Genomic DNA, 15,175 nt, shown 5'->3' with positions numbered 1-15,175 from the left:
ATGCCGCCCGCCCCTTCAAGGGGATGGGGTGAGTCAACCCTGATGAGGTACGCTGGTGGGCAGGAGGGGTCACGCACCATGTCGCACGTCAACCCGAGCAACTTCCAGTCCGCACTCGATCGCCGCTTTCGCGATGAGCTGCTCGCCAGCGAGGACGTCCAGCTGGCGTTGCGGGAAGTGGGCGCGATGCCCGGTGGGTTCGGCGCCGTCACGAGGCAGAGGCATTTGCTGTCGAACGCCTTCAAGCTGACGCACCCGGTAGCGCCGCGGGTCCTGGATGCACTGGCCGCCTGCAAGGAGGTCCTGGGCTACGAAGGACCCGTGGACGTGTTCGTCAACCCCGAGCCCATGATCCGGGCCGCGGCCGTCCACGCCCCGCCAGACACGCCCGCCATCGTCCTGTCCTCGCGGCTCCTGGAGGCGTTCCAGGAGGCCGAGCTGCGCTTCATCCTCGGGCACGAGCTCGGACACCTCGCCTTCGAGCACTTCACCCTCCCCCTGCCGGCCACGGCCATCGCCTGGGACGAGGAGTCCGGAAGGTGCGTCTCCCCCGCCTCGGCCCTGGGGTTGTACCGGTGGAACCGGGCGGCCGAGGCCAGCGCCGACCGGGCGGGATTGCTGTGCGCCCGGGAGCTGGAAGCCTCCGCGAGCGTCCTGCTCGCACGGGTGAGTGGATGGACCTCCGGCTCGGTGAAGTCCGAGTTGCAGGCGGCGGCGCGCCATGTGGACGCGCTGCTGTCGGATCCCTCGGCCCGCGAGCGGCGCGGCGAGGACGAGGAGTCACTCGGTGGTTTCCGCTCCCATGCCTTCAGCCCGTGGCGGGTGCGTGCGCTCGTGGCGTTCTCCAAGACGAGGATCTTCCTGAAGAACGCGGGCCAGTATGCGAGCGAGGAAGGACTGTCGGACGAGGAGGCCGACACCCTGTTGGCGTGGGAGCTGCGGGAGCTGGATCCTTCCTATCTGGAGAAGTCCGAGCATCCCGATCTGCTGCAACTGGCCCTGAGGACGGGAAGGCTCCTGCCCGTGCTGGAGCAGCTGTACCTGGAAAGGGCGGCCCTGCCCGAGCGGGCCCGGCTGGTGCAGCATCTCACGCTGCGGAAGGCCCCGAACGGCGAGGTGGACAACCTGGACTACCTGGAGCTGAAGAAGGTGGCCGGAGCGCTGGCGGTGCCCTCGTGGCTCGTGGACGAGGCCCTGCGCGGCGCCAGCAACCCCTTGGATTGAGGCAGCCCCATCCCGCCCGGGGCCACGACGCACGTGAGGTGCTCGTCGCGCCCCGCGGGATGCAAGGATTTAGACCTCAATCAATGACAATCAAGCAAAATTAATTGCAAGTCTTTGCTTGTCTTTAAAATGACAATTAATTGTTGTCTTTTATTGAATAGGCAAACACAATCAAAACGCCAGACACGACAGCGACATATGTTTGTCAATTCAATATATATATGTCTGTCTATTGCTCATCCATACAAAGGCCGCTAATGTAGGCATGATGTGTTCGAACTCCTTGCCGCCACGATGTCGTGAGATGTAGGCATGATGGGTTCTATTTGGAGCACGGACTGGGTGTGCAGAGAACTAGGCTCGGGCCATGAACGGCATGGCAGCACCCGAGAAGCTCCTCCAGCCGGGTTGCCCCTGGTGGGACATGAGGGTCACTTGGGGCGAGCCGAACGTGAAGTGGTGTGAGGCCACGCTGTGCGCCTGGGTGAACGAGCCCGCGAACGCCTGGTCCAACCTCGCCTACCTGGCCGTGGCGTTGGGGTGTGCGTGGAGGTGGCGGGTCACCAGCAGCCGCGCCATGGGACACTTCGCCTGGACGACGTTGCTCGTGGGGGCGCTCTCCTTCGCCTTCCACGCGACGAACAACTTCGCCACCCAGCTCCTGGACTTCGTGGGGATGTACGTGCTCGCCTTCCTGCTGGTGGCGTTGAACCTACATCGCCTCGGCTGGTTGCCCCGCGAGCGGGTAGGCGCGGTCCACACCGGGCTGACGGTGGGGTGCACCCTGCTCGTGCCGGTGATGCGGCTCGCGGGGGTCCCCTACCAGCTCGTGGTGCTGGGGGCGGTGCTGGTGATCGTGGGAACCGAGGTGCGCCTGTCCCGGCGGAAGGAGCCGCGCGAGTCGTACCGGGATTTCTGGCTGGCGGTGGGACTGATGGCCGCGGCGGCGGCGTGCTCGGTGGCGGACGTGACGCGGGTGTGGTGCGACCCGGACAATCACTGGATGCAGGGACACGCGGCCTGGCACGTCCTGAGTGCGCTCGCGCTGCTGTTCACCGCGCGGCACCACGCCGGGCTGGAAGCTCAGGCGGTAGCGCCCTCATAGGTGATGCGCAGACCCTGGTGGGTCACCGTGAGGAGTGGACGGCCAAACCAACCGCAGTGCTTGCAGACACCGTGGGGACCTGTGCGCTCGGACGCGCACTCTTGACATCGGCTCGCGGTCCAGGCGTGGGTAGGAGCGCATGGATGAGTCTCCACCCTCCCCGCTGCCCTTCCCGACGAGCCTCTGTCACCGCTGCGCCGCGCCACCGAGGTACGTGAGGACGAAGACGTCCACGTTCATCCTCTGCCCATTGCTGCCGCAGAAGTACGCGCCTCAGCCCGTGCTCCGGTGTCCCCTCTTCCGGCCCAGGTCCCCGGAGCCGGAAGCGAAGTAGGGGCACCCGGTGTGCTTCAGCCCAGGTGCTGCAGCTCGCGCGAGAGCTGGGTCTCCAGGTCCCGGATGTTGCGGTACACGAGGCAGCGGTAGGCCGCGACGTCGAACTTGAGCTCCTTGAGGTCCCGGACGAGCAGGATCGTGGGCCGTCCCTTGCCCCAGGCGTAACCGACCTCCAGGTAGACGTTGGGGTTGGCCATGGACAGGTCCGCGATGACGACCTTCGCGGTGTCGATGCGCTCCTTGATGCGCTGGATGATGGCGCCCTCGAACACGGCCTGATCCACGCGCTCGCACAGGAGCCCCGCGGCCTTCACCGGGCCCAGGATGCCGTAGTGGTAGACGTCCTCCATCTCGGTGGCGAAGGGCATGGCGACGAAGGCGTGGGGCTTGGCCAGCGACTGCGCCCCGGCCGTGGCCATGGGCGGCGCCTGGACGTGCTGGCTCGTGCGCTTGACGCGGAAGCCCCAACCGCTCGTCAGGGGCTCCACCCCCGGGCTCTTCCCGAGCCCCCGCTCCAGCGCCGTGCGCAGCCGCTCCGCGCGCTTCTGCTGTAGCTCCACCACGGTGATGCGCTCCAGACCCTGTGGCCCGGCGCCCCGCATGAAGGCCTCGACGAGGCCTCCGACGAGCGCGAGCGCCGCCTCGTCCTCGTCCAGGCCGTAGTTGGGGCCGTGCACCGTGCAGGCGATGTGACGGATGTCCGGGCGCGACTCGAGCGCCTTGAGCGCCCGGGCCGCGAACTGGCGGATCTCGTGGTAGCCGAACTTCCCCAGCTTCACGGTGCCGAGGAAGAGGGCCAGGGGCGCGCCGATGGCACCCCGCGTCTCGATGAAGACATGGTCCCCGATGGGCACCGAGAAGCTCGCCATCGGAATGCCCACCTGGACGAGCCGCGAGGCCACGGCCTGATCCGCGCCGTAGAAGCTCTGGGCGTGCTTGAGCAGCACCACGTCCGCGCGTGTGTCGGTGATGTTTCCGGCTTCCAGGACGAGATCGATGGCGGCGCTCATCGAGCGGGACTGTGGCACGGAGGGGTCGGGCCCGCCAATGGGACCTCCGCGGCGAGGCCGCGCGGAGGAAAGTCAAAAGTGGGTAGGATGTCCGAGGGGGGTACCCTCGCCTGAGCCATCCGTTCCACATCGTCTGTGATCCCAACCCGTTTTGTTACGGGTCCATCTCCGTGCTGCGGGCCCTCGCCCACCATCTGCCAGAGGCCCGGCTCACCGTGCTGGCGACCGGACCGGTTCTGGAACAATGCGATTCCGCCACCTTCGCCCAGGTCCTTCCCTGTGACGTCAAGGATTCAGAGTCCGTGCGCGGGTACACTCCAGTGCTGGCATCCGCGGACCTGTACCTGTCCATCTCCAACAACGCCAACATCGATCTGGCACTGGCGTTGGGACTGCCGCTGGTCTTCGTCGACATCCTGTTCTGGATGAAGCGGCGGGTGACGCCCGCCATGCGCCAGGCCCGCAGCTACATCATCGAGAACTTCCCCGGCGTGGCCGGGACGCTGAGCCGGTATGGCCACGAGATAGCCCGGCCACGAGTCGTGGGGCCGTTGATCTCGCCCCAACCTTCGCTGAAGACACGCCGCTCCACGTCCCATCTCCTGGTGAACTACGGCGGAGCCCACTCCCCGGACATCGTCCCGGGGAAGAACACCTGCTACCCCTCCTCCATGACGCGGCTGGTGCGGGAGCTTCTTCCCGAGGTGGGATGGTCCGAGGAGTCGGTGACCATCGCCGCGGGAGCACGAGCCGTCGAGCGCATCCGGAAAGACGGCGCGGAGGGTCTCCTCCGGGTGGAGACGCTGCCACAGGAGCGCTACCTGGAGCTCCTGGCCGCCTCGCGGCAGTTCCTGACCGCTCCGGGACTGAACGCCCCCTTCGAGGCCTTCGCCCTGGGCGTGCCAACCAGCTTTCTTCCTCCCCAGAACCTCACCCAGGTCTGCCAGCTCCCCGTCTATCAAGAGCACGGACTGGCGCCTCGGGGATTGAACCTCCTCGAGCTGTACCCGGAGTACCCTATCGATCCACAGGCGCCGGAGGCGGATGGAACGGCCCGCGTCCTGGATCTGCTCGCCCGATTCGACACCGATCCACGCGCCAGGGAGACGGTGAGAATGTGTGTGGCCACCCAGCTCCGCCGCAGTCCCCTGGAGCTGGAGCGGCAGCTCATGGCCCAGCAGGACTTCCTGCGAGTCCTCGGGCCTCCTGGCGGAGAAGAAGCCGCCGCGGAGATCCGCCATGTTCTCCAGGCATCCCGGCGCTCTCGCCAGGAAGGAACGCCATGAGGGATTGCTCGATCTCCGTCATCATCCCGACCCGGGATCGCCCAGCCCTCCTGCGGCGAGCCCTCGCCAGTGTGACGGCACAGACCCGCTGCCCCGACGAGGTGATTGTCGTCGATGACGGAGACCTGCCCATGGAGCAACCACCCGGCCCCGGGGTGCGACTGGTGCGCCAGGAAGTACCCCATGGAGCGGCCCTCGCTCGCAATCTGGGGGCCTCCGCCGCGAGTGGAAGCCTGTTGGCGTTTCTCGATGACGATGACTCCTGGGACCCGGTCTACCTGGAGGAGGCCGAACAGCTCGCGCTCACCCGGGGACTCGAGCTGGTGTTGACGGCATTCCTCAAGGTGCGGCACCGGGAAGGAACGCAGGAGATGATTCCAGAGAAGGTACCTCCCGCCGTCCTCCAGCCCGAGGACTTCCTGGTGCGCAATCCCGGCATCCGGGGCTCCAACCTGTTCATCTCCCGGGAGGTCTTCCTCCGGGCCGGTGGATTCGACCCGGCCCTCCCCTCCTTCCATGACATGGATCTCGGCTTCCGCCTGGCCCGCCTCCCGGGCCTGAGATACGGGCGCAACGTCCAAGCCCGGGTGCACTTTCACGTCCACCCGGGCCTCCGTCTGTCCACCCCCGGTTCTTCCACCAACGTAGCCGGTCTGCGGGCCTTCCTGGCCAAGCACGCGGACACCATGGGGCCCGAGCGGATCTCCGCCTTCCGGGAGCGGGCACGTCAACTCTTCGGGGTGGAGCCATGAAGCGTCTGACCTGGCTGGTGGGTCCTCCCGCGGCGGGAAAGAGCACCTGGGCGGCGAGTCACAAGAGCCAACCCGAGCCTCCCCGAATCCTGGAGCTCGCGGAGATGCTCCACCCCCTCGTCGATCCCGCGAAGCCGCGCAAGGGGATGATGCGGGCCAAGGGTTTGTTGATGCGCGCCATCCGCCAGGTGGAACTGGAGCCCTCCAATGATGGACTCCCCCCATTGGTCGTCATCGCGGCCCTGCTGGGAGAGGAGGAACTGTTCCCGCTCTCTCCCGGCGAAGAGGTTCTCCTGCTGCTCCCGCCACGCGAACGGTGGGAGCGACAATTCCTGGGCCGCTCGCAGTCCCCCGCGCCCGGTGGCCGACGGATGGGACTGGAAGAAGCCATCGGGTGGTACGAGCGATACCTCCGCTGGGAGGAGATGGGATTGCCCTTCACACGCGTGACGGACCCATGGCGTCCGGGGTGAGCCGTCACCCGGTGTGCCACCATGCCTCGTCGCGCGCGGTGTACCAGTCCAGGGTCCGCTGGAGGCCTTCCGAGAAGGAGAACTCCGGCCGCCAGCCCAGATCGCTAGCCGCCGCCGCCGTGTCGGCATGACTGTGCAGCATGTCTCCTGGACGCCGGGGCTCGAAACGTGGAGGACGCTCACAGCCCAGTGCCGCGGCGATGGCCTCGAAGACGGAACGGACGGAGATCCGGCCACCCGCGGCCACGTTGAACACGCGGCCATGACAAGCCTCCCCCGCGGCGAGCGCGCGCAGGTTCGCCGTCACGACGTTTCCCACATAGGTGAAGTCTCGCGTCTGCTCCCCATCTCCATAGATGACGGCCTCGCCACCCCGCAGACAGGCCTCGACGAACCTGGGCACCACGGCCGCGTAAGCGGACTGGGGCCGCTGGCGCGGACCAAACACGTTGAAATAACGCATGCCGATCGTCGGCAGGCCGAAGCCGTGGGTCCAGGCCTGGGCGAGTTGCTCCAGGGCCGCCTTCGTGGCCCCATAGGGACTGCATGCGGCGACTGGCTGGTCCTCGCGCTTGGGCAGCCTCGGGTCCGCCCCGTACACGGAGCTGCTGCTCGCGTAGATCACACGCGACACCCCGGCGGCCCGCGCGGCCTCCAGGACGTTGAGGGAGCCCATCACGTTGACATCCAGGGTCGGACGCGGCTCGGCCAGCGAGCGGGGCACGGAGTTGCGGGCGGCCAGGTGCATCACCGCCTGGGCATGACGGACCCCCCGAGCGCAAAGCCCGGCATCCAGGATGGAGCCGACGAAGACCTCCAGGTGGGGCTCCCGCTCCGGGAGGTTGGCCAGCCGCCCCATCGACAGGTCGTCGATGACGGCCACCTCATGGCCCTCGCTCAGCAGCGCATCCACCACGTGGGAACCGATGAAGCCGGCCCCCCCCGTCACGAGCACACGCATGGGTCTCATCCGGCGACGACCAGCGGATGCCCGGGCGTGACGAACTCCCGAGGCAGTTGAAACAGGCCCGACTCACGTGTGAGGGGCCCCGGGACACAGGTGAGCGCACACGACGCGCCCACTCGCTCGACACGGCGCGCGACCGCCAGATCGAAGGCGCCATCAGGGTACGCGAACGGCACGGCACGGCCACCCGACAGCCGGGCCACCCATGCCACCGAGGCGGAGAGCTCCGTTGACACCTCCTCCTCGCTCATCTTCGTCAGGTGCCGGTGTCTCATCCCATGCCCTCCGAGCCGGTGACCGGACATCCGCAGCGTTTCCAGCTCACGCTCCGATGGATAGAGCATTCGAGGCAGCGCGCCAGGCACCTCGATGAGCAACACCTCGGCCAGGCGCGCCAACACCTCGCGAACCTTTCCGCGCGCGCCCCCCACCACGAACTGCTTCAAGCTCCCGGTGATGAGCGCGGTCTTGCCCTCATCGGTCTCGAGAGAGCCCCCGGCCACGGTCCCATCCGGGAGCCGGAGCTCGAATCGTGAACGCCTCGCATGGTCCAGGAGCCAGTAGAACACGTCGACCGGATGGGCCTCCGAGGCCTCCTGGAGGAACGCCGGGCAGATGAAGAAGGTCGCGGATGCCCGGTGCTCGGAGAGCCGGAGAGCGACATACTCGACCCACTCGCGGTACCCGTCATCGAAGGTGAGGACCAGACCTGGAGGAGGCGGCTCGCCCCGGGAGAGGGCCTCGACCACCTCGTCCAGGGAGCGGAACGGACCCGCCTCCAGTAGCCGATCAAACTCCTCCGGAGTCAGAGCCGTGCCGCGCAGGCGGTAGCACGAGGGCCGGCCGAATGCCATCGGCCGATCCGGCATCACCCGGTGCAGCATGAGCACGCGGGTCAACGCCGGTGCCCCACCGCGAAGCCCGGGTTCCGGGCAGGTGCCCCCCTCAACAATTCCTCCACCCGGGCAATCGCCTCCTCGGCGGTCCAGGCCTTGGCGATGGGAATCTCGCCGCGATGGTCGAGGGACTGCCCACCCAGGCGGCTGCTCCATCCCGCTCCCGTGTCGAGCGCCACGACGGGGATCCGGTGCTGCCAGGCGAGCGCGATCTCGGACAACGTGCCCGCCCCGCCACCCAGGGCGACGAGCGCGTCGGACATGGCCACGAGCACGACGTTCCTCGCGAAGTTCATCCCCGTGGGCACGACGATGTCCACCCAGGGGTTGGCCGTGCTGGCATCCAACGTGGGCAAGACCCCGATCGTGTCGCCATCCGCCGCGCGGGCAGAGCTCTTGGCGCCACGCGCTGCGGCCTCCATGACGCCCTCGAGGCCGCCGGTGAGCACACGATGGCCACGATCGACGAGCAGCCTACCCACCTCTTCCGCGAGCCGCAGGGTGTTCTCGTCCGCCGATGCGCTCCCCACGACTGCGATCTGTTTCCGGCGCGGGCTCATCCAGTCTCCCCCAGGGGGAGAATGCTATAGATTTTCGAGTGCCGCTCGCCATCCGTGAGTTCGACCCGTGCGAGCAGACGCCCCTCGGGGAGCGCCAACAACAGGATGGAGGTCTCGGTCCCCTCGGGTTCCCGGTCCGCCCAGCGATGGCGGGGCATACGGCCCCGCCGTACCTCCGTGAGACCCACCGCCAGCAGACGGCCATCGCTCCACAGCCCACGGCACCAGCCTGCATGGCCCGTTTCGAAAACCCGCAGCCGCGTCCCGGCCTCTCCCATCACCCGGCCGTCCCGCAGCGGTACCGCGCGCACCAGCCCGTCGATGCTCGTGGTCCAGAACGCATCGGCCGCGATGAGACCATCGTGAGGATGGGCCTCCGGGAGCGTCAGGACCGTGTCGAAGGTGCGGAGATCCCGCACCGTGCCGTCATACAGGCAGGTCACCAGCGTCTGGCTCGGGGTGACGCAGACATGATTGGGATGGAGATGATCCGGAACCTTCAACCGGGCGAACGGCGCGCCGATCCGGTTCCCACCGAGATCATGGTAGCCATCCTCGTCCCGCTGCCGCGGCCACGGCACTGGCTCCGCACCATCCCAACCGCTGTCGAGGACCTCGGACCAGCCAGAAGGATCTCCGCCCGCCATCCGCCGGTGGTTCGCCCAGGCGGGGAGCAACGCGTGCGAGCCGATGAAGCGTCCACCCAGCTCGTGGATGTCGACCGCGCCAAGGCCCGTGTTGGCGATGTACAGACGCCCTTGCGAGACCGCCACATGGTGGAGGTCGTTGAAGCTCGGCTGGTGCAATACCCCCGAGACCACGGCCCGAGATATGTCGATCCGGACCACGGCGCAGTGCGCGGCGACGTACAGGTGCTCCCCCATCCGGCAGCCACCCGAGAAGCCCTTGCGAGGCACGTGGAGATGCACGGGCGGACTCCAGCGCAGGAACGGCTCCGCCCGCTCCCGCTCCAGGTCGACATGCCAGACGACGCCTTCCCCGGAGGCATCGAAGTATCCCCCCGTGACCAGGAAGCTCAACCCCATGCGGACCTCCAGTCTGGCAGGGACGAGACCACGTGCCGGGCGAAGTCCGCGAGCCGCTCGGGGAGCGCCGGGTCCTCGAGCGCGTCCACCGCACGGGCCAGCGTCTCCAGCCGGGTCAGTGCATCGAGGCAGGCCCGGGCGCTCACCGCATCACCCTCCTCCCGCCACCACCAGGCCTCCGGGTGGGCCAGCACGCCACGGGCCTCAGCGATCACCTGACGCACCCCTTCCTGGCCACGGGCGAGCAAGCCCCGCCGCGCCGCCACCTCACGCTCGGCGTCAGCGGTCTCCATGGCGGCTTCGCGCTCCAACAGCCGTGCGAGCACCACGCCCCGCTCCTGGCCCTCCACGAAGCCACGAAGCGCGAGAGGATCCGGCTGTTGCTCCGCGAGCGGAGAGCTGCCATCCCCGTCCCTCCGGCCGTGCATCAAATCCAGGTCCGCCTGGACGAGGCGGATCAATGGCTCGCGAGCGATGAGGTGCGCCCAGAGCGTGTCGGCGCGGCGGGTCACGACACCGTCCACACCGCGCAGCACGGGATAGGGCGCCGCCACGAGGGCATCCAGATCGAAGAACAGTGCGTTGCCTCCCCGATGGCGGCTCGGGACGAGGTGGCCCACGGGGCCATGCGTCAGCGGCCGGGTGACCTGCTGCCCGTGGGGGACCCGGGTGAACGCCGCGCAGAGGGTCCGGAAGGCCTCGCGGACCGTCCAGGGCGCGCGCCCCGGAGGAGTCCAGGAGAAGACCGCCTGGAGGTGCGCCGACGAGCCCCGGGCATGGTCGTAGTAGTAGTCGGGTAGCTCGCGAGGAGAACCCCGGGGAGTCCAGGGCGCCTCGGGGGACAGGTCCGCCAGCATGCGGAGGTTGCCGGCCAGATCCCGCGTCTGCACATGGAAGGTCGCGTAACCCGGGATGGGCGGATCGCCCGTGCAGGTACCGAGCACGATGGAGACCTCGGGATGATGCAGCCAGAGCGACTCGGCCCGGGAGAAGAGATCTCCCACCGGCTCGACTTGGAAGCCCTCGGGTGTCTCGCGCAGCCGTTGCACGGACAGATCATCGTCCAGCATCCACACGGCCACCGGGCCTCCACCCTTGCCGGGGAATGGCAGGCCGAGGGCACCCGTCCGGAGGTGCTCGTGCAGGAGGCAGGCCTGGAGGGTGCGAGAGGCGCCGATGGGCAGCGGTACGGAGGATGGGGTGGGAAGCAGTCCACAGCGCTGGAAGGGAGCGAGGCGGCCGAGCTCGTTCCGCGCCTCCACGCGCGTCACCCAGAGCCCTCGTTGCCAGGCCTCCGCCAGGACAGCCTCGAGTGCACTTCCGCTCTGGCCGGTCCGCCCGTTATCGAGCAGCAGGACCCCCACCGAGTCGCCCGGGCGCCGGTCCCGCTCGAGGGTATCGGCGACGGAGCGCAGCAGCGCCCCCACGCCATCGGTTCGATCCGTGACGGCCAGCGAGAGGATGAAACGAAGGGGCGCGCGAGGAGGCACGACCTCTCCGAGAAGGTCCGGCATACGTCTTCGGAGCACCTGGAGGGCCCGGGCGATCAGATCCTCGGGAAGCCCGAAGGTGGAGTGCAGCAGCTCGGCCATCGCCGCCCAGCCCACCACCGGACGCGTGGTCGTGAGCCCCCCCGCGACACGCTGATAGAGGGCACCCCGAACCGAGACCCACGCCCACTCGGACCTCCGGGCGGCCTGGATCGATCCGAGCCCCGGCCCGGTGGGCCCGGACTCCTCGGGAGCCACATCGACGGCGAAGCGCCCCTCTGGAAGGCGGACGGCCCCCACGGCCTCCTCCGTGAGCCACGCGTCGAAGCCCAGAGCGCGCAGCAGCGCGACGAAGGGAGGCGTCAATTGGAGACGGGTTCCCCCAAGGCCAGCGATGTTGCCCACCACGGAGGCTTCGATGGAGGGAACGCCTGACTCACGCCCTTCATTGGCCAACAACCCGAGGTTGTGGAACGGCAGCGCGAGGAGGTGGGCCTTCCGCAAACGAGACAGCCCCTGGAGATCGACCGAGACCGCTGGATGACCGAGCCGTGCGAGGTACGCGCAGACGGTTGCATCGTCGAGCCGGGGCAGGGCCGTCATGACATGCCTCGTGCCATTTGATCGACCCAGTGGAATGCCACCTGGAGCTCCTCGGCATGAAGCGGGAAGGTCCACAAGGGAACCGACTCGTTGGATGCGTGGATGCGGGAGAAGGAGTCGTTGATGCCGAGCGCGAGGTAACGCGCTCCCACGGGCAGGTTCCGGTTGAACGGACACCCGCCCTCGACCGCGCCCTTGTTCAGACCACGGACCTCGAGTCGGCTGCCAATTCCCCAACATCCGGCGAGCTCACGAAGGTCCTCGAGCAAGCGCCCCATGGCCACGTCCGGAGGCGCGCTGCACCCTGGCTCCGGAGCAATCCGACGCGCGATGAGCCGAAGCGTTCCATCCTCGTGGTCGTGGTAGCCGGTCTCCTCCAACCAGAGATCGGCCTCCAGCTCTGGAAACCGGCCCTCGAACACCCGGGAAGCCGCCGCCGAGCCTGTCTCCTCCTCGCCCTGGATGAACCAAGTGAGCGCCGGGGTCCGCGCGAGCCCGGCCAGCGCGACGAGCCGGGCCGCGAGTGGCCCCTTGTTGTCGGCGACTCCCAACGCGAACCAGCGCCCATCGGCTTCCGTCAACACCCTGGGCGGGCTCATCCAGCCGTGTCCTCCAGTGGGCGCGGAGGCCACGTCATAGTGGCCGTACATCACCACATGCCCGCTCATGTCACGGGCCGGGCGGTGCGCTTCGATCACGGGTGGAGCACCCTCAAGGGGCCGATGAAGCCGGCACGCGAAGCCGAGCGCCTCCAGACGCGCGCACAACCAACTGGCGCATGCAAAGTGGCCCGTCCCTCCGGGGCTCGTATCGAAGGCGATCAGTGCATCCAGGGTCTCGCGCGTGCCCGGCAAGGGAACCGCGTGTCTCATCGAGATGGAGCTCATGGGGAAGAATCCGGCGCTTGGATGGAAGCGACCTCGACCGCGCCTCCCGGCTCCACCGTGACGCGCACGGGCAGGAAGTGCTCGATGAGCCACGCGTGCGTGGTGAGGTGATCCGTCACCCGCGCCGCCGTGTAGCGCGTCGTCCCCGGAGAGGAGGCGCCCAGCTTCCCCGCCGCCAGCAGCGCCGCGGGCAGGAGGATTTGATCTCCGAGGTGCTCGTCCAATGCGCCCCCGCTCTCCATGAAGCGCGCCACCTCTTCCGCCGCCTCGCGCCCCACGTCCTCCGCCGGAAGCCCCCGCTTTCCCAGGGCCGTGAAGCCGGCGATGGTGTTCTCGAATTGCGCCAGGATGAACGTCACCGTGCCCACCGAGTGCGTCACCGGCAGCGGCCGGTTCTCCGCGTGGCTGTAGATGCCCCGCTCGCGCAGGGCCGCCACCGCCGCCTTGGACTGCCGCTCCGCGATGCCGAAGGGCAATCCGCCCACGAACGAGCCCACCGCGATGTCTCGCAGCGTCCCGCGGGAGGGCAGCTCCACCCGGCCCGGTGGATCCCGCACCGGCTCCACCTCGGCGATGAACTCTCCCGCCCCCTGTGGGTAGAAGCCCGCGTGCACCAGCCGCAGCGCGGCGTTCAGCCCGTAGGCCTTCACCACCGGCAGCCACACGCCCACGACGTAGTGGTAGCTGGGGCTGTGCGGCAGGTGCGTTCCCCCGCGCAGGGTGAGCGAGCCGCCCCCCGCCAGCGCCAGCGGGTAGAAGAGGCACTGGAAGAGCAGCGGCGTGCTGCCCGCCGTCCCCACCTCCAACACGTAGTCGCCCGGGCGCACCGGCCCCGGCTCGAAGCGCAGCTCAGAGGCCCCCACCGCCGCGCCCTCGCTCCGTCCCCCGCTGATGGCTTCCGCGCCCCGCACGCAGGCGAGGTGCTGCGGCCTCAACCCCGGCGGCTGGCGGTTGGCCCTCACGTTCCTCATGTGGAAGGGCCTCCCGGTGATGAGCGACAGCGAGAGCGCCGAGCGGAGGATCTGTCCTCCCCCCTCTCCCTCGCTTCCGTCGAGATCCACCGGTGCGTCGTGGCGGTCGGTGCCTGCCATACCCCTTCCCCCTCCGAGAAAGTCCACTCAGCCTAGCAGAAGGCTTTCGGGTACTGTCCGCCCGCCTTGGCCCTCGCCATCTTCCTGTTCACCTACGTCTTCATCGCCGGTATCCGCCTCCCCTTCCCCAGGCTGGATCGCCCCGGAGGCGCGCTCGTGGGCGCCGTCCTCATGGTGGTGGCCGGTGTCGTCGCCCCCTCCGAGGTCTTCAACTACAGCTCCGATCCCTCCCGGCACGCCGTGGACATGGACACCCTCGTGCTCCTGCTGGGGATGATGCTGATGGCGGACTACCTCTCGCAGGCGGCCTTCTTCCGCGCGGCCGGTGCCTGGGCGCTGAAGAAGGCCCACACGCCCCGGCTGCTGCTCGTGGCCGTGGCCTGCACCAGCGCCTTCCTCTCCGCCTTCCTCGTCAACGACACCCTCTGTCTGATGCTCACCCCGCTGGTGCTCGTGGTCGTCGAGGACGCGCGCCTGCCCCCCATCCCGTACCTGCTCGCCGTCTGCATGGCCTCCAACTCGGGCTCGGTGGCCACCTTCACCGGCAACCCCCAGAACATGCTCATCCAGGGCGCCTCCGGGCTGCCCTATGCGCAATTCGTGGCCTACATGGCGCTGCCGGCCGTGCTCTCCACCGGCGTGGTCATCGCCGGGCTCCTCTTCGTCTTCCGCGAGCAGCTCTCCCACGAGCGCTTCGACACGCACCCGCCTCCGCCTCCCGTGGATCGGCCGCTGCTCGGGCTCGCGCTCGCCACGCTCGTGGGCGTGGTCGCCGCCTTCTTCATCGGCCTGCCCATGAGCTGGAGCGCCCTGGCCGGCGCCGCGGTGGTGATGACGCTCTCCCGCCGCGCCCCTCCCCGCCAGGCCATCGAGCGCGTGGACTACGTCCTGCTGCTCTTCTTCGCCTGCCTCTTCGTGGTCGTCTACGGCGTCAACAAGGCCGGCTGGGCGGATGACATCTACCGCGTCTTCTCGCCCTTCATGTCCGGGCCGCCCTGGCGCGAGACGCTCGGCTTCGCCGGGTTGACGCTCGTGGCCTCCAACCTCTTCAGCAACGTGCCCTTCGTCATGCTGGCGCGCGCCTGGGTGCCCACCCTGCATGATCCCGTGCTGGGCTGGCATGTGCTGGCGCTCGGCTCCACGCTGGCTGGAAATCTCACCCTCGTGGGCAGCGTGGCCAACCTCATCGTCTTCGAGGCCGCTCGCGGCAAGGCCGAGCTCAGCTTCCTTGGTTACCTGCGCGTGGGCCTCCCCATCACGCTCGTCAGCTTCGTGCTGGGGCTCGCGGTGCTCCTCGCGGAGCACGCGATCTTCTGAGCAAGATGCGCTGTCACGCGGCCATTTTCCCCCTCTCCCCTCGGGAGAGGGACGGGGTGAGGGTTTCGGGTGCACCCGGGTTGAACCCACTGTCCACACTGTGAGCCACGGGTTGGAGAACCGGGACAGGCA

The 15,175-nt window shown here is 68.5% G+C and carries 14 protein-coding genes; 6 read left to right on the top strand and 8 right to left on the bottom strand.

What is annotated here, in order from left to right; genetic code table 11:
* Positions 1-78: 78 nt before the first annotated feature.
* Positions 79-1,224 (top strand): M48 family metallopeptidase, encoded by a 1,146-nt coding sequence (locus tag Q664_RS27460; protein WP_043402169.1) that lies wholly within the window; start codon positions 79-81, stop codon positions 1,222-1,224.
* Between the two features lie 424 nt (positions 1,225-1,648).
* Positions 1,649-2,329: a ceramidase domain-containing protein gene (locus Q664_RS27455; RefSeq protein WP_160174516.1), complete on the top strand. Its 681-nt coding sequence runs from the start codon at positions 1,649-1,651 to the stop codon at positions 2,327-2,329.
* A gap of 350 nt (positions 2,330-2,679) precedes the next feature.
* Here the strand turns inward: Q664_RS27455 and Q664_RS27450 are convergent, their stop codons facing one another.
* The gene (locus tag Q664_RS27450) at positions 2,680-3,675 is read right to left on the bottom strand and encodes a TIR domain-containing protein (protein ID WP_043402242.1); all 996 of its coding nucleotides are present in this window, start codon (positions 3,673-3,675) and stop codon (positions 2,680-2,682) included.
* A 302-nt stretch (positions 3,676-3,977) separates the two neighbouring features.
* Here Q664_RS27450 and Q664_RS59370 point away from each other — a divergent pair, with 302 nt between their 5' ends.
* The 3 genes from Q664_RS59370 to Q664_RS27435 are packed head-to-tail and all read left to right on the top strand — an operon-like array spanning position 3,978 to position 6,186.
* Positions 3,978-4,961 (top strand): hypothetical protein, encoded by a 984-nt coding sequence (locus tag Q664_RS59370; RefSeq protein WP_160174515.1) that lies wholly within the window; start codon positions 3,978-3,980, stop codon positions 4,959-4,961.
* A complete protein-coding gene (locus tag Q664_RS59365) occupies positions 4,958-5,713 on the top strand; it encodes a glycosyltransferase family 2 protein (protein ID WP_052518733.1) in 756 nt (251 codons plus the stop codon). Before Q664_RS59370 ends, Q664_RS59365 begins: the two co-directional genes overlap by 4 nt.
* Complete coding sequence (locus tag Q664_RS27435; RefSeq protein WP_043402161.1) at positions 5,710-6,186, top strand: hypothetical protein; 477 nt, start codon at positions 5,710-5,712, stop codon at positions 6,184-6,186. Before Q664_RS59365 ends, Q664_RS27435 begins: the two co-directional genes overlap by 4 nt.
* Before the next feature lie 4 nt (positions 6,187-6,190).
* On the opposite strand, the gene Q664_RS27430 is transcribed toward Q664_RS27435, so the two are convergent.
* The 7 genes from Q664_RS27430 to rtcA form a co-directional block, all read right to left on the bottom strand.
* Entirely contained in the window at positions 6,191-7,156 is a 966-nt protein-coding gene (locus Q664_RS27430) for an NAD-dependent epimerase/dehydratase family protein (RefSeq protein ID WP_084610404.1), read from the bottom strand.
* Complete coding sequence (locus Q664_RS27425; RefSeq protein WP_235216898.1) at positions 7,153-8,043, bottom strand: polysaccharide deacetylase family protein; 891 nt, start codon at positions 8,041-8,043, stop codon at positions 7,153-7,155. The genes Q664_RS27430 and Q664_RS27425 overlap by 4 nt, the downstream gene beginning before the upstream one ends.
* 5 nt (positions 8,044-8,048) lie before the next feature.
* The gene (locus Q664_RS27420; RefSeq protein ID WP_052518732.1) at positions 8,049-8,609 is read right to left on the bottom strand and encodes a TIGR00725 family protein; all 561 of its coding nucleotides are present in this window, start codon (positions 8,607-8,609) and stop codon (positions 8,049-8,051) included.
* Entirely contained in the window at positions 8,606-9,655 is a 1,050-nt protein-coding gene (locus Q664_RS27415) for a hypothetical protein (protein ID WP_043402154.1), read from the bottom strand. Before Q664_RS27415 ends, Q664_RS27420 begins: the two co-directional genes overlap by 4 nt.
* On the bottom strand, positions 9,646-11,748 hold the full coding sequence (locus Q664_RS52705; RefSeq protein ID WP_052518731.1) for an arylamine N-acetyltransferase family protein: 2,103 nt from the start codon (positions 11,746-11,748) through the stop codon (positions 9,646-9,648). Before Q664_RS52705 ends, Q664_RS27415 begins: the two co-directional genes overlap by 10 nt.
* On the bottom strand, positions 11,745-12,416 hold the full coding sequence (locus Q664_RS27405) for a M20/M25/M40 family metallo-hydrolase (RefSeq protein ID WP_160174514.1): 672 nt from the start codon (positions 12,414-12,416) through the stop codon (positions 11,745-11,747). The genes Q664_RS52705 and Q664_RS27405 overlap by 4 nt, the downstream gene beginning before the upstream one ends.
* Before the next feature lie 215 nt (positions 12,417-12,631).
* Complete coding sequence (rtcA, locus tag Q664_RS27400) at positions 12,632-13,726, bottom strand: RNA 3'-terminal phosphate cyclase (RefSeq protein ID WP_043402146.1); 1,095 nt, start codon at positions 13,724-13,726, stop codon at positions 12,632-12,634.
* A 66-nt stretch (positions 13,727-13,792) separates the two neighbouring features.
* On the opposite strand from rtcA, the gene Q664_RS27395 reads away from it, so the two are divergent.
* Positions 13,793-15,043 carry an ArsB/NhaD family transporter gene (locus tag Q664_RS27395; protein ID WP_043402143.1) on the top strand — a complete coding sequence of 417 codons (1,251 nt, stop codon included), beginning with the start codon at positions 13,793-13,795 and terminating at the stop codon, positions 15,041-15,043.
* Positions 15,044-15,175 lie beyond the last annotated feature (132 nt).

Source organism: Archangium violaceum Cb vi76 (genome assembly GCF_000733295.1).
Classification (GTDB): domain Bacteria; phylum Myxococcota; class Myxococcia; order Myxococcales; family Myxococcaceae; genus Archangium; species Archangium violaceum.
This window is presented reverse-complemented; position numbering and strand designations above follow the sequence as displayed.

What these genes read in the sequence shown, in the direction of transcription:
- Q664_RS27460 (WP_043402169.1), top strand. Translation starts at nt 79, where the DNA reads ATGTCGCACGTCAACCCGAGCAACTTCCAGTCCGCACTCGATCGCCGC.
- Q664_RS27455 (WP_160174516.1), top strand. Translation starts at nt 1,649, where the DNA reads ATGAGGGTCACTTGGGGCGAGCCGAACGTGAAGTGGTGTGAGGCCACG.
- Q664_RS27450 (WP_043402242.1), bottom strand. Translation starts at nt 3,675, where the DNA reads ATGAGCGCCGCCATCGATCTCGTCCTGGAAGCCGGAAACATCACCGAC.
- Q664_RS59365 (WP_052518733.1), top strand. Translation starts at nt 4,958, where the DNA reads ATGAGGGATTGCTCGATCTCCGTCATCATCCCGACCCGGGATCGCCCA.
- Q664_RS27435 (WP_043402161.1), top strand. Translation starts at nt 5,710, where the DNA reads ATGAAGCGTCTGACCTGGCTGGTGGGTCCTCCCGCGGCGGGAAAGAGC.
- Q664_RS27430 (WP_084610404.1), bottom strand. Translation starts at nt 7,156, where the DNA reads ATGAGACCCATGCGTGTGCTCGTGACGGGGGGGGCCGGCTTCATCGGT.
- Q664_RS27420 (WP_052518732.1), bottom strand. Translation starts at nt 8,609, where the DNA reads ATGAGCCCGCGCCGGAAACAGATCGCAGTCGTGGGGAGCGCATCGGCG.
- Q664_RS27415 (WP_043402154.1), bottom strand. Translation starts at nt 9,655, where the DNA reads ATGGGGTTGAGCTTCCTGGTCACGGGGGGATACTTCGATGCCTCCGGG.
- Q664_RS52705 (WP_052518731.1), bottom strand. Translation starts at nt 11,748, where the DNA reads ATGACGGCCCTGCCCCGGCTCGACGATGCAACCGTCTGCGCGTACCTC.
- Q664_RS27405 (WP_160174514.1), bottom strand. Translation starts at nt 12,416, where the DNA reads ATGAGCGGGCATGTGGTGATGTACGGCCACTATGACGTGGCCTCCGCG.
- rtcA (WP_043402146.1), bottom strand. Translation starts at nt 13,726, where the DNA reads ATGGCAGGCACCGACCGCCACGACGCACCGGTGGATCTCGACGGAAGC.